Source organism: Phocaeicola coprocola, from assembly GCF_041333015.1.
Lineage (GTDB): Bacteria > Bacteroidota > Bacteroidia > Bacteroidales > Bacteroidaceae > Phocaeicola > Phocaeicola coprocola.
Genome location: NZ_JBGKGM010000001.1, coordinates 1,987,812 through 2,001,908, shown reverse-complemented (window position 1 = coordinate 2,001,908; position 14,097 = coordinate 1,987,812). Strand labels below are relative to the sequence as shown.

Here is a 14,097-nt window from a genome sequence, read left to right as displayed (position 1 = left end):
CATGAAACAAGCCATTTGCAGCTTTATCTACCACAAGATACTGGGATGGAAAGCTGAAGTTTCCGTCCCTGATTTCGACAAGTGCATTATCTGTGCAGCCCCTCACACCACGAACTGGGATCTGTTTATCGGCAAGCTGTTTATCAGTGCCATAGGTCGTGAGTCGGGATTCATGATGAAAAAAGAATGGTTCTTCTTTCCGTTGGGTATTTTGTTCCGCTGGATGGGAGGAATCCCCGTACATCGTGACAAACGTACCTCAATGGTAGATCAAGTCATCAAGCAAGTAAACGCCAGCGAGAAATTTCATCTTGCCATCACCCCTGAAGGAACCCGCTCTCCTAACCCGAACTGGAAAAAGGGATTCTATTACATAGCATTAGGGGCAAACATTCCTATCGTACTGATCGGCATCGATTACGAAAAGAAATGTATAACAGCAGGCAAGTATATCATACCCAGCGGGGATATAGACAAGGATATGCGCGAAATCAAACTGTATTTCAAAGATTTCAAAGGAAAACATCCTCACAAGTTCGTCTTAGGCGATATAGACTGACAATGTATAGTCTTTATATACAACGTCCTGTGTGCTTTTTCACACGGGACGTTTTGTTTTTATAATTCATCAGGAAGTTCCTTTTTCTTTTTGTACAAATTTTCTCTAAAACTTCATGATATTTTGGAGAAAAGATGCTGAATTTTTAATCAAAATATCTGCAATAATTTATTTCCCGCCTTCGATTCACCGGAAGTTGACAGACAGTGCTTTCGACAAGACAAACATACACGTCAAGATTCACATGAAATTTTGTAACTTTGCAGACAATTTTTGAGATAACAACAATGAAAAATAAACTCATCCAACTATCTATATGGATTGCCGCCCATATTACCCTTGTGGTAGTGCTAGTGACGGCTGTGGCCCTCTTTTTGCCTTCTTCGTTCGTCTGGATAGACACTTCGGCCATCACACCAATGCTGGGCGTAGTGATGTTCGGCATGGGACTAACACTCCGTCCGTCCGACTTCAGACCGGTCTTACAGCATCCGAAAGACATTCTCGTCGGCGAACTGGCACAGTTTCTTATCATGCCCTCACTGGCGTGGCTACTCTGTAAGTTACTGTCTTTGCCGGAAGAACTCGCCTTAGGAGTAATCCTCGTAGGATGTTGTCCGGGAGGTACGGCCAGCAACGTTATCTGCTACCTGGCCAAAGGTGATGTAGCCCTGAGTGTAGCTATGACCGGAGTTTCTACCCTGCTGGCTCCCATCATGACACCTGCCCTCGTATGGTTACTTGCCGGTGAATCGGTGGAAGTAGACGTAGCAGGCATGTTCTTAAGTATCGTACAAGTGGTGATAGTACCCATCGTACTAGGAGTGGCTGCCAATCATTACTTCCAGCGGACTACCCGACGAATAGTGCCGTTGCTACCGATGATTTCTACCTTATCCATTGCCTTCATCATCGGCATTATCGTAGCACACAACGCGACCAGCATCCTTACATGCAGCCTGATAGTAGCTGTAGCGGTAATTCTACATAATGTATTCGGACTAGTCTTAGGGTACGGCCTCTCTGCCATAACCGGAAGCGAACCGTCTAAACGTTCGGCCATTGCCATCGAGGTCGGCATGCAGAATTCCGGTCTGGCGACTTCACTTGCCGCCACCCATTTTGCCTTGTTTCCTATGGCAGCCGTACCTGGAGCCATGTTCTCGGTATGGCACAACTTTTCAGGCAGCATCGCAGCACAGATTTTCAGAAGACAATCAGAAAATCAGCATAATGTGATTTTATAAGAATCAAGGCCTATATGGTATTCGGTGCATTAGATAAGAAAAGTTGAGGTAAGGGCTAAAGTTAGCAATAAACCCTATAAAATTTTGCCATTCGTATCTATATAATACCAGTCGGGACTATCCCAGTAATATTTTTCATCTTTAGAATCAGGAACGACCTTACTTTCTCCTGAAAATGTAACCTTTGCCTTGCCATTCTCAAAAGGGAAGGCAAATTTGAATTGGGGCTTTATAACTATATTCCCTAAAGAATCAGCGAAGCCAATCAGTCCGTTTTCATCCGTTATACGAAACAGTCCTTCCCGAAGTTTATCCGGTCCGTTGTCATACTGAAAGACGTAGAACAGTTCTTCGCCTTGACCATTCAAGCAGACAATCCGGGTATCTTGCTTGTTTTCGTATGCGAAAACTAAATTTTTGACGCGATTTATTTGACAGTAATTATACTTGCCGTATGGCACAATGGTATCTCCCCGTTCATTCAGGAAGCATACGGGAACACCTGTCTCAAGATTTTTCTCAAATGTATGAGCAATCAGCTTGCCTTTTGTCTTCCTGAAGAAAACGTTCATGGTCCATATAGACTCCCGGTATTTGCTTTTGCCATAATAACTGATGGCAGGTGTCCATCGGGGCATACCTTTGATAATATCCACTACTTGCGCGTCCCACTCATGTATGCCGCAGCTACGGAAAACATCAACTTCGGATACCTCTCCATACGAATTTATTTTTACTTTATAAAATCCTCTCATCTGTTCTTTATTACCTAACAAACTCGGATCGTACACAAGTCTTTCGTCTATATAATTTTGTATAGTCCTTGGATTTCCATCCATGAAACGAGATGGTGATTCCCATTCCACAAAGCAATGTTTCTGTTCTTCTTCCCAAATACTGTCTTTTCTTACTCTGTCTTTATAGTGTTGTGGCAGAAATGGGACATATACTGTGTATAGACATTCCATACGCTTCCCGTTCTTGTCCCGACATGGTAGGCAGTGCGGAAGCTCTTTGGTCAATCTAATGACTTCCTTGTCGAAGTCTTTATATTTGGTTGTCAAAATATTGATAGCACGTGGCAATCCCAAAGTATCAATGGAAAACATCACTACAGAATACCCCGCCCTGTTCTTTTTCAGCAATTCTTCCGGGTATTTCATCTTGGCAACATAGTATTTTGTCAGATCATAATCCCAAACAGCCCATCGTGGAGGTTCTATCGTGGATAAATCTTTAACAGGTTCTCCGGTTATCATTGTAACACCCATGTTCCAAATTTCCTCTTTACGCCAGATACTGTCCAGCCGTTCTTCGTTCTTACGCTGTCCTTCAATACTGTTGTCTGTTACACATTTGACAGAGCCGACTCCCATCGTCAAGCTATCCGGCAGATATTGGAAAACCAAAGTGCTGTCTGTCAGTTCTTGAATGATATACTTTTTCCTTGACTCAAAAACCTTGATTGTATCTCCACATAAAGAATAAGAATAAAATGTTTCTGTTTTCTTCTCATCATATAAAAAAGTCTTTTCCCATCCTGCATCACGAAATTCCATCTTCATAGCATATTGCCTACCTTTTGGTAATTGTACATTCCAGATTTTGTTTTCCAGCAATGCGGATATGTCTGTATAATCGCTGTTTTGTGCGGTAAGCTTACTGATAACGACCAATGAACACAATATGAACAGAAACTTTTTCATAATCTTTCATCTTGATGATACTCAAAGATACTGATAATAAGTAACCTAACCAATTTTTGACTATTCCTTTTCGATTAAGACTAAGTAAATTAATTCTTATATTTGATTCCTTTTCTGTCTTAAAACTGTATAAGGCTTTTTCCGTATAGTTGTAAAACTTGTCGAACTGCTCCTTGAGCCACTCTCCAATGGGCTTCCCTTCGATGCAAAGTACAAGAAATCACGGTAGTATTGAGCTGTTGTCGTATGCCGTGCTTCTGAGCCACGTACACCTCGTTGCAAAACCGTATTTTTCCATTGCTTTTGCGTAACTGTCGTGGTAGGTAACGAGTTTCTTACATGTTAGCACATCATCGGCACACAGACGTACGGTATTGGCTTTCTTGTATTCTCACGTCACTATCCGTAGATGTGTGGTGTATGTTAGTCCAAATACTGGATATGAAATTTAATTTTCCACTTACACAAGCAATAAAAAAACTAACCTGAAGCCGAGTTTAAAACTATTATTGATAACATAACTATACACAGAATAACCAATTGATGCTACATCATATCAACTTTGACATCAAGACTTTTAGCATCATTTCCCCCGTTTCACAAGGTTATTCCACAGATTTTCTGTAAATCTGTATAAGGAATATAGCTATTTGATATTAAACAAGTTAGAAGGATTACCTTGTTTTGGGGTAATGATTTGGCAACCGTTCTAATTGCCGTGGTCTGCATCGCTTTGCTTGTTTGGGTAACTCTTACGGATGCAAATATACACAAATAAAGCGGACGAAAAGAAGAATATGGCATTTTCCTTTCGTCCGCCTTACATTTAATCAATGATTTCAAAACGTACCAGCATGGAATATTTTTTCTTGATGGTGCGGAAGTTGTCGAATGAAGAAGCATCGGATGACAGGACATTGCTTTGTGCAAACGGGAACATATTATTGCTGCTCCCTTCTTCTACAATACGTATCACGTTACCCAGTCTCTTACCCAACGCCTCCACCAAATAGGTTGCTTTCCGTTGAGCGGCTTTCAGTGCTTCAATCTTCCCCTTTTGGTGATAGGCAAGTATATCCTTGTTCTCCAATTCACCGATGCGCATGGTGTGGATACCTTTCGTATCAATGTGCTTGACGATTTCATTTATCTGATTGAAGTCGGTCAGTGTAATATCAAACTTCTTGGAAACCAAGAAGTCCTGCCCTTGCTGCCGCCAATAATCGCCGATTTCTTCTGTCCGGATAGCATTTTGTGGGATGCCTGCTTGGGCAATGGCTTCTCTCAATCCTTGTTCTATCTCTGCCAAAGGCACTTTGGTGCGGTATTCTTCGGGCTTCGATTTCCCGTCGAATTCTTCCTCGAAGTATTCACGGATTTCAATCAGATAATGGATTCTGTCGGGTACAATTTCTATTTCCGATGTACCTGTCACTTCAATGTACCGTTCATTGGTTTGCGCTTGCAAGGAAAAGGTTGCCAATAGACTGATAATGAATACTGATAATCTTGTTTTCATAAAGCTATTTGATTTCAAATTCTGCACTTAATTCTATATACTCTCTTTTCGCGGAGAACGATTTACATATCCGGTATTTCCCTTTGGGAAGATAATAGTACCTGCCGACGGGGAAACGAAAGCAATACAATAAAGGTGCTTTTTGCTTGTTAAACCCATCATCAAACCAACTTCTGTCACCTTTTGTTTTAGCTATACCCCATTCTTTCCCGTTCCATTGTTCTAATTTCCAACCTCTTCCATACATCAGCGAAACAGGTGTCGGGTTTGCAACGAACACATTAACGATTTGTACATTCTCCCCATAAACAGAACATTCCGTCCACATGGAAACTGGTTTGTCTTTGTACTTGTCCGACAAATCTTCGACATACCAAAGGTAACACTCTGGCGTATCATAGATGACGGTGTCTTTATCCGCTGATACAACTTGGATGCTTGTAACCGTATCGTTTCCTCCAATGATAGCCAATTCTTTGTCCGGTGTTGCTTCCGGCTGGAACTGTTGCCGCTTGTTGGTGCAACTCAGGCAAACGGCACTTGATAACATTGCTACTAAAATTATAGTTCTCATTGTATAATCTCTCCTTTCTTGTTAATATATTGCCATTTATCACTTACCCATTCGCGATGCTCTCCGTCAAATATCGCTTTCTCTTCTCCTGTAAATGTAACTTTTGCTTTGCCGTTCTTGAATGGGAAAGCAAATTTGAATTGAGGTTCAATGACTACATTGCCCAAAGAATCGGCAAAACCTATCAGTTCGTTCTCATCCGTGATACGGAAAAGTCCTTCACGGATATAATCGGGTCCGTTATCGCATTTGAACACAGAGAACAATTCTTGGCCTTGATTGTTTATGCAAACAATCCGTGCGTCCTGCTTGTTCTCATACACAAAACCGATGTCCCGTATAGTGTCTGTTTCGCAGAATTTGTATTTGCCGTATGGCACAATGGTATCGCCTTGTTCATTCAAATAGCATATAGGGACATCGACCTCAAGACGTTCTTCAGTTGTGTGGGCAATCAAACACCTGTCCTTCTTAAAAATTATAGGTATAGTCCATACAGATTCCCTATATTCTCCTTTCCCGTAGTAATTGATGGTAGGCATCCAGCGGGGCATCTTTCTGATGATGTTCAATACTTGATTATCCCAATCTTCAATGCTACAGCTTCGCAGGGTTTTGGCTTCATATACTTCCCCATACGAGTTAATCCGCACCGTATAGATGCCTCTCACCTGCTTCTTGTCCCCCAACAGCGCTGGGTCATATACCAGCCGTTGGGTGATATACTCTTGTGCAGACCACGGCTTCGCTTCTTGGAAATAAGCGACTGTTTCCCATTCAACGAAGCACTGTTTCAATTCTTCTTCCGCAATGCTGTCCGCCTTTATCCTATCCCTATAGTGTTGGGGCAAGAAAGGCACATACACCGTATAGAAACATTCCATCCGCTTGCCGTCCTTATCCCTGCATGGTAAGCAATGCGGCAATTCCCTTGTCAGTCGGATAACTTCTTTGTCGAATTTTTTATGTATGGTGGTCAATATATTAATGCCGCGCGATAACCCTAATGTATCGATAGAGAACATAACTACGGAATATCCGGCTTGGTTCTTCTTCAATAGCTCTTCGGGATAAACCATTTGGGAAGTGTAATATTTCTCCAAATCGTAATCCCATTTCGCCCATCGGGGAGGCTCTATGGTTGACAAGTCTTTGATTGGCTTTCCGGATATTGAGGCAATGCCCTTGTTCCAGATGTCCTCTTTGCGCCAGATACTGTCCAGCCGATTTTCATTCTCACGCATCTTTGCAGGCGAATTAACGATATTGATGTATTTCACCGCCCCAACACCTATTGTCATCCTTTCCGGCAAGTAAAGGATAACCAGTGTACTGTCTGTGAGTTCGAGTATTTTATATTGTTTACGGTCATACGTTTTGATGGTATCACCGCATATCCCGTAGGAGGTTTCAATCGTGTCTGTTTTCCCCTTGTACAAGAATGTAGACCTCCAAACATGGTCGCGAAACTCCATTTCCGTGACATATTGTTTTTCGTCCGGCAATTTTGCCCGCCAGATTTTGTTTTCCAATAAGACAAGCGTGTCTCCCTGAACGGTGTTTTCTTGTGCTTGGACAACACAGACGGTCGCAAGTAAAAGTATGAAGGCGAAGAATCTTTTCATGACACGATACATTGATAATATGACAAAAATAGCGAAAAGGAATAACCTAATCAATTATTAGACTATTCCTTTCCCGTTAGGTTTAAGCAAATTAACTCTTATTGTCGAAGACTTTTCCTGCTTCGAGGTGATATGACAGTCTTTCGCATGGATGCGTATAGCCTATCGAACTGCTCCCTGAACCATTCACCAATCAATTGCCCGTTGATGGCAAGTGCAAGTTTAGAGCTGTCTTTCGGGTCTTTCACCATTTGGAAGCCAGCCTTCTCGGTCTTGAACTTCCGTTTGTGTTCCTCCGAATAGAGTTCGCCCTCGTAGAATAGCGGCTTGCCACTGATGAGCGTAGCGGTCTGCCTCTCGTTGAAACCGACTTTAAGGCAGAACTTCTCCATATACACCAATTCTTGGAACAGCGGAAACCATGTTTGGGCTTTTGAAATGATGGATTTCAAAAATGATACCTTCTTTTGGTGTTCCGCTTCCTTGTCCGTTATTTCCTTCCGATGCTTGGCTTGCATTTCCATAAGCTGGCGGTTGTGTTCCTCCTGCTGCCACTCAATCTGTTGCTGCAATAGTTCTATTCTCTCGTCACGGGCTGCAACCTCGCTTTGCAGGGCATGATTGTCGGCTTCCAACTCCTTGAGTTTGCCGCTGCCGAAAAGAGAGCCGACCTTTGCCACAAGTGCGGTCTTAGCTTCCGTCTTGGCGGCTTCCAGCTTCTCCGACTTGATTTCCCGTTTCACTTCGTCAAGCTGTTGTTCCGCCTGTCGCTGTTCGGTCTGCAACTGCTGCACGTTGGCTTCCAGTTCTCCCGTATGCCGTTTCAAATCACGGTAGTATTGGGCGGTTGTCGTATGGCGTGCTTCCGAGCCACGCACACCACGTTGCAAGCCATATTTCTCCATTGCTTTTGCGTAACTGTCGTGGTAGGCAACGAGTTTATCACGTGTCAGCACGTCATCGGCACACAGGCGCACGGTATTGGCTTTCTTGCGGTACGAGCGTTTACCTTCCGTCTGCTTTTTCTTGGCTTTCCTGCGCTCTCCTGTTACTATCGGTACAACAGTGGCATGAATGTGCGGTGTGTGCTCATCCATGTGCAGGACTGCCGAAACGGTATTTTCCTTGCCGAAGGTGCGATGAAGCCATTGAAGGTTGTCATCACACCATTCGTCAAGTCTGCCCTCGTCCTGTATTTTCATCATATCCTCGTGCGTACCCGAAAGCACGATTCTGATTGCCCGTACTTGGTCGGGGGTTATCTTACGTTTGATGCCTGCCGTACGGATACGGTGGCTTATTGCTTCGGTACGGTCGGACACTCCATCGGGAAACTCCACCAGTTCACGGTTGAGATGTGTACGTGTAGGGTCTGCGTTCTTGGGTATGGTCTTACGTTCTATGTGGTCGGATGCGCCCGTGTCAGCCGAGCCTTTCGCTTTGTTGATTTGAATGCTTATATATCCCATGCTTGTTTTTCGTTTTCAGGTTTGACAAATTGGTTTGTTGGTTCCCGTCTGCTGCGGTCATGCCGCATGGCAAACGGGGGTGTCCAGAGGGGTGTAACCCCGTTGGCTCATTGGGGCGTTTTTAGCTGTGCTTGCACTGCGTAAAGAAAATGCCCTAATGAGCTATGGCTTTTCTGTTCTCAAAAGCCTGTGAGAGTACCAGCGGTATAGGCAGACCTTTTGATATGATACGCCTTTCCTTGTCGGCTGGTCGGACAGCAGGTAGGTCGGATGTCAGACCAGCCTGCGGATAGTGGCATTTCCTTCCGTTCGTATGTCCGGCAGACTTGTTGGTGGATAAAAATCCGATGAATTGATGAGTTGATAGGATAATAGACTGATAACCATAATGATATACATTCATCATTGTTTCATCAAACCGCTCGCCAAAAGAAAAGTGATGTAGAGTGCGGTGTGTCCTTTCTCTTTTCATCAGCCCGATTCTCTTGTTGAAAGGTTGATGAAGACGTAAGTTGCTGTTTCTCTTTATGTTTATATATACTTTCATCATTTCATCAAAATATCAGAATTTTTCCAGTTGTGTTTTGTTTATTGTGTAGTAACGTCCTATTCCTCTTATCGGTGAATAATGACAATCCCGATTTACAATCTTGTAGAGAGTTGTACCTACGCAAATGATTTCTTTTTTTCTTCATGTTCTTGATACAGGTTTTAGTGCTGCCTACATTCTGTCGGCAACGGGTTAAACATGATTGCAAAGCTACGGAAGTGTCGGTAAAATCTTGATACGCAAATCTATGCGGAACGGCGCAAAACAGGTCATGCAAAAAGAAAATGCAGTATAAACGGGTGGCTCTTTCAGGTAAAAGGAGATAAAAAAGCCCGAAGTCGTGGAATATGCACTTCTTCGGGGACTGGTTGTTGCAGATAATTACAGATTGACTGACGCACTGATTAACGGATTTAATGACTTCATGTCGTCACTACGTCAGATTAAACCGTTAATCATCAAATGGCTGAACATAAAAAGTTCATTCTAACATTCATTCGACATCCTGTTATTCATTGACACCAGCAGGACTTGTTTTTCTTTTCGGCGGCACAATCTTTCCAGCAGTGCATTGCGAACCGTTGCGGCACCTGACGTGTCAATGCGGAAAGCGAGTGCCACCACCATCGGCAAGGCATACATGTCCGCATAATAGCCGTTGGGCAGCTTGATACGTTTTTCAGCTTCAAGAGGATTAAAAACTCTACACTTGTACACGGCACGAATGGCGGCACGGAGCGTCGGGGCGATTACCCCGAACAGCTCTACCAGCTCCATTTCATTCATCCATATATTACCTGTATCGGATGGTATGGTAATTCTACCATAGCTGTCCGTTGTGATTATTTCCCGTTTCATATCCCTGCCATTTTCACGTTTCCGAATGATTTGCTCAGTTTGTCGCCCAGCATCGTGAGGTCATTATCCAATTTCTGCACGGTTATCTGTAGGCTCGGCAAACAACGCCTTTCCGCTTTACAGCGGTAGGTTTTCGTTTGCCTGCCCCCGAACCGTACTTACACGTCTCCATGTATACGGCTCTCCATCTGTAACATCATCTTACTTGACACATCTCTGGATTTTTGCGTTACACTCCGCACATACAACCAAAGTCTTTCTGTGCATGTAGAGCATTTTGCGTTCCCAGTCATTTTTACCTTTTAACTCTTTGAGTGTGCGGACATGGTGCATTACCACTTCTCCGTGCTTGCCACATAGTTCGCACGTTTTTGTTGTAAGCCTTTCTATCAGACTCAACGATGGCGTTTTGAACATGTACGGCAGATTGTCACTTGGGGCTGTTTCACAATCCGTTTTACGGGCATACCCCTCATTATAGAATACCCTGTACTTGGTTTCTCCTCCCTTGTTTACAAAAGGCACTGCAAAGAGATTGTCCTTGCGGTATCTTTCAATGACTTTTCTCACTGACATATTCAGCTTTTGAGCAAGAGTTTTGTACATGGAGAACTTCATAATACAGCCGAAAGAGCGTCCCAAAGCCGATGCATTGTTTGCTATTGAGTAATAGTTGTAGAACCCTCGTATTTCGGTATTAAACTGAGATACAATCTCGTGCGCTTCATTGTCAATCATATAAGTCCTGCCTTTTGACACCCATGTCTCCTTGCCGTGTTTGGTGACAACTTTCATGGCTTCGAGGCTGAGCAGCTTGTTCTTGATTACTTCTCTTGAAACGTGCAATATCACGTTCCCATTGAAGTATCTGCGCACTGTTCCGTTACTGTTTCTCTTTGTGGCATAGTCTTTACGGACATATATTTCGTAACCCAAAAATTTTGCGCTGTCTTGTGCATTTGTAATCAAAGTCTTTTCCTGTGACATCTCCAGTCTTAACTTTTCCTGCATAAACTTGGTGATGTCCGCTTTGATTCTCTCACATTCGTTTTTCGTTCCGATAACCCCGATTAGAAAATCATCGGCATAGCGCACATATCTCAGTCTGCGAAAATTTCTATCCATATCGTTGCCACTCGGCATTGTTAGTATCCACTTCTGCTTTTTGTGCAGTTCTTCTACCATCCTTGTTCTTACGTTTACATCCTCAACTTCATTTATCCTACGTTTTAGGTAGTGTACTCTGCTGTTGAGTTTGCAAATGTCCTTGTTTCGGCTTCTTGCTGTCCCTTTATTGAATTTCTTGGCATATTCATTCATGTACTTATCGAACTTGTCAAGGTATATATTTGCCAAAATAGGGCTTATGATACCACCTTGCGGTGTCCCTGAATAAGTCTTGTTGAATTGCCACTCTTCCATGTACCCTGCATTGAGGAATTTCCGTATCAGACGAAGAAATCTGTCGTCTGCTATTCTGCCTTTCATTATTTCTATCAGCACATTATGGTCTATGTTGTCAAAGAAGCCTTTTATATCTCCCTCAATGAACCATTTTGCACCGTTGAAATTGTTTTGTAGACTTTTCAGTGCTGTGTGGCAGCTTCGGTTTGGTCTGAAACCGTGCGATGTCCACTCAAAGTGTCCCTCATATAAGGCTTCAAGCACCATTCTTACTACCTCTTGAACCAATTTGTCTTCAAAAGACGGTATTCCTAGCGGACGCATCTTCCCATTCTTTTTCGGAATGTAAGTTCTCTTTGCAGGATTGGGACTATAAGTCTCATCCTTTATACTCTCTATGAGTTTGTTTATCCTATCAATGCTCATTTCATCCTCAGTTTTGCCATCTGTGCCGGGTGTCATGTTGCCCGGCTTTGCATACATACGTTGGTAGGCGACAAAGAACATCTGTTCATTGAATAGAATACGGTAAAGCCTTTCGTATTTATACTCGGGCTCATTGCTGTGTCCAGCTAAAATGTTTAATACTTGCTCTGGATTTCTCATACGTCTCTCACGTTTTCCGTTGTTTGTATTAAAGTTACAGACTACTTCCCTTCGCCATGTACAAGGCTTTCCCCTGCTCAGACTACTACGGAAGTTCCGTTACCATATCGGATATTCAAAAGCTTTCTTTATAGCTGTTTGTTCCAGCGTTCCGACTTAGGTAATCCCCAGTTAGTTCTCTTAATAACTATTAGCACGACATACTGTCGGATGCGACTTTCGTTCTTGTCCGCTTATTGCGGCTGTGTCATAGTCGGTTCTTTATGCTCTGCACTAACGCACAAAATAGGCAGAGTACTATGAAACAACGTATGTATAATAGTCTTCCGTTGTTGCAAGATTTGGTACCACTGAACTATCATTCAACCAATCAAGGCTTCATCCTTATGTATGTCTTTTCGTCTTGCCCCTCAGTCGCCACCTGACTATTAGTGGACTTGGAGCTTTAATCAGTATGCTACACTCCCCATCGGGTTTCCCCTTTGGATAAACTGATTGACGATAGGATTATATCGAACCCAATCCTAACTTCTTGCTAAAGAAGTATTTATTAAGCAACCATTCTGGGCGCACTCGCATAGATTTGCGTAGTCTTGATGTTCGTATGCCCCAAAATACGGCTGACACTCTCGATTGGCATCCCTTTGCTGAGAGCCAGGATCGCAAATCCGTGCCTTGAGCAATGAAAGCTGATTTTCTTGGTGATGCCGCATTCCTTTATCATCTTTCCCATACGCTTGCATATTGACCAATAGTTGAGATTGGGGAATACAAGATTGTTTTCCTGAAAAGCCTTGTAACGCTCGATTATCTGCAAGGGAATATCCAGCAGCTTCACCTGAAACGGTACACCCGTCTTGTGTCGTTTGGAAATAATCCATTTCTCACCGTTCACTTCCACAATCTGGTCGTTGCTTAATTCCTTTATATCCACGAATGAGAGGGCGGTAAAACTGGCGAAAACAAAAATATCACGGAGATAGGAGTTCTTGGGGTCTTTGAGCTGAAATTCCATCAATGTTTTTAACTCATTCTCCGTCAGATATTCACGCTCTTTCGTGTTCGGGCTTATATGGAACTGGGCAAACGGATTCCTCGGTATATGTCCGTTGAAATGCGCCCGCATCACCACACCTTTCAGCCACATGCAGTTTTCCCATATCGAACCGTTGTGCAGTCCGGCTTCGTTGGAAAGGAACACGGCGAACTCCTTGATGAAGTCGGGCGTAAGTTCAGGCATGGAGATGTCGTTCCGCTTGTAATGTGACCTGATGAATGCCGCCACATGGTTTCTTGCCCGTACCCTTGCCATATAGGTTGCCCTGCCCCTGTCTTTTCCGACACGCTTCTTGAACACTTCATTTTCCTTGTCGAAAGCACCGAGCAACGTTTCATACTCACCGCCCAATCCCTGATAGGCATTGCGTACCATTTCTGCCATTACATAGGCTTCACGGTCGGATATACGCTGGTAATGCTTGATGATTTGAGCCTTGATGTTGTCAAGCGCAAGATTGGTTTCCCTCGCTTCCATACTCTTGCCCTTTGCCTTGTTCCCTTTGGCATCCCAAAGCTCTTTCGGGATAGTCCGCTTGCAGCTGAACTGTGCTACCGTACCATTGATTGTAACTCGTCCCATGATGGGGACAATTCCGTTCTTTTCCTTACTGCCGTTCACGTAGAACAGCACCTTGAATGTGCTTCTTGCCATACTCGTTTCTTTTTGGTTGCAAAACTATAAATCAACGAGTTACCTATTGATAAGCAAAACTGCGCAGAACGCCGCAAAATGAAACAGGAACTGTTAAATCTGCACTTTCATCGGGTAATGATTAGGAAACCGTTCTTTTGCTTTAATCTGCTTTAAGACGGTTTTCAACTGTCTGCCCAACTTCTGCGTTTTTCCTCTAACTCCCTAATTATCAAATCCTGTTGCGTTAATCTGCTGCAATTCGGCGGATATTCCACAGATTTTCCGTA

12 protein-coding genes and 1 pseudogene are annotated in these 14,097 nt (G+C 43.3%); 3 read left to right on the top strand and 10 right to left on the bottom strand.

Translation table 11 applies throughout. The features are described from left to right. Position 1 precedes the first annotated feature (1 nt). Positions 2 to 559, top strand: a complete 558-nt coding sequence (locus tag ACDG22_RS08275; RefSeq protein ID WP_007570578.1) for a 1-acyl-sn-glycerol-3-phosphate acyltransferase — start codon at positions 2 to 4, stop codon at positions 557 to 559. Positions 560 to 846: 287 nt separating this feature from the next. Continuing rightward, positions 847 to 1,806 (top strand): bile acid:sodium symporter family protein, encoded by a 960-nt coding sequence (locus ACDG22_RS08270; protein WP_178269913.1) that lies wholly within the window; start codon positions 847 to 849, stop codon positions 1,804 to 1,806. A gap of 74 nt (positions 1,807 to 1,880) precedes the next feature. Here the strand turns inward: ACDG22_RS08270 and ACDG22_RS08265 are convergent, their stop codons facing one another. The 7 genes and pseudogenes from ACDG22_RS08265 to ACDG22_RS08235 form a co-directional block, all read right to left on the bottom strand. After that, complete coding sequence (locus ACDG22_RS08265; RefSeq protein WP_178269912.1) at positions 1,881 to 3,512, bottom strand: WG repeat-containing protein; 1,632 nt, start codon at positions 3,510 to 3,512, stop codon at positions 1,881 to 1,883. A gap of 219 nt (positions 3,513 to 3,731) precedes the next feature. Then, positions 3,732 to 3,897, bottom strand: a pseudogene (locus ACDG22_RS08260) (MobV family relaxase); the annotation flags it as partial. 441 nt (positions 3,898 to 4,338) lie between these two features. Then, a complete protein-coding gene (locus tag ACDG22_RS08255) occupies positions 4,339 to 5,031 on the bottom strand; it encodes an SIMPL domain-containing protein (protein WP_118034412.1) in 693 nt (230 codons plus the stop codon). A gap of 4 nt (positions 5,032 to 5,035) precedes the next feature. Beyond that, a complete protein-coding gene (locus tag ACDG22_RS08250) occupies positions 5,036 to 5,605 on the bottom strand; it encodes an immunoglobulin-like domain-containing protein (RefSeq protein WP_118034411.1) in 570 nt (189 codons plus the stop codon). Then, on the bottom strand, positions 5,602 to 7,230 hold the full coding sequence (locus ACDG22_RS08245) for a WG repeat-containing protein (protein WP_178269911.1): 1,629 nt from the start codon (positions 7,228 to 7,230) through the stop codon (positions 5,602 to 5,604). Before ACDG22_RS08245 ends, ACDG22_RS08250 begins: the two co-directional genes overlap by 4 nt. 98 nt (positions 7,231 to 7,328) lie before the next feature. After that, positions 7,329 to 8,699 (bottom strand): MobV family relaxase, encoded by a 1,371-nt coding sequence (gene mobV / locus ACDG22_RS08240; protein WP_178269910.1) that lies wholly within the window; start codon positions 8,697 to 8,699, stop codon positions 7,329 to 7,331. A 154-nt stretch (positions 8,700 to 8,853) separates the two neighbouring features. After that, the gene (locus tag ACDG22_RS08235) at positions 8,854 to 9,249 is read right to left on the bottom strand and encodes a hypothetical protein (RefSeq protein ID WP_258997494.1); all 396 of its coding nucleotides are present in this window, start codon (positions 9,247 to 9,249) and stop codon (positions 8,854 to 8,856) included. A gap of 340 nt (positions 9,250 to 9,589) precedes the next feature. On the opposite strand from ACDG22_RS08235, the gene ACDG22_RS08230 reads away from it, so the two are divergent. Beyond that, on the top strand, positions 9,590 to 9,739 hold the full coding sequence (locus ACDG22_RS08230; protein ID WP_178269908.1) for a hypothetical protein: 150 nt from the start codon (positions 9,590 to 9,592) through the stop codon (positions 9,737 to 9,739). Here the strand turns inward: ACDG22_RS08230 and ACDG22_RS08225 are convergent. The 3 genes from ACDG22_RS08225 to ACDG22_RS08215 form a co-directional block, all read right to left on the bottom strand. Next, on the bottom strand, positions 9,736 to 10,107 hold the full coding sequence (locus ACDG22_RS08225; RefSeq protein ID WP_178269907.1) for a hypothetical protein: 372 nt from the start codon (positions 10,105 to 10,107) through the stop codon (positions 9,736 to 9,738). The two genes, ACDG22_RS08230 and ACDG22_RS08225, sit on opposite strands and share 4 nt — an antisense overlap. 201 nt (positions 10,108 to 10,308) lie before the next feature. Then, complete coding sequence (locus ACDG22_RS08220) at positions 10,309 to 12,117, bottom strand: reverse transcriptase/maturase family protein (protein ID WP_370858840.1); 1,809 nt, start codon at positions 12,115 to 12,117, stop codon at positions 10,309 to 10,311. A gap of 550 nt (positions 12,118 to 12,667) precedes the next feature. Next, positions 12,668 to 13,828: a site-specific integrase gene (locus ACDG22_RS08215; protein WP_270230477.1), complete on the bottom strand. Its 1,161-nt coding sequence runs from the start codon at positions 13,826 to 13,828 to the stop codon at positions 12,668 to 12,670. Positions 13,829 to 14,097: the final 269 nt, after the last annotated feature.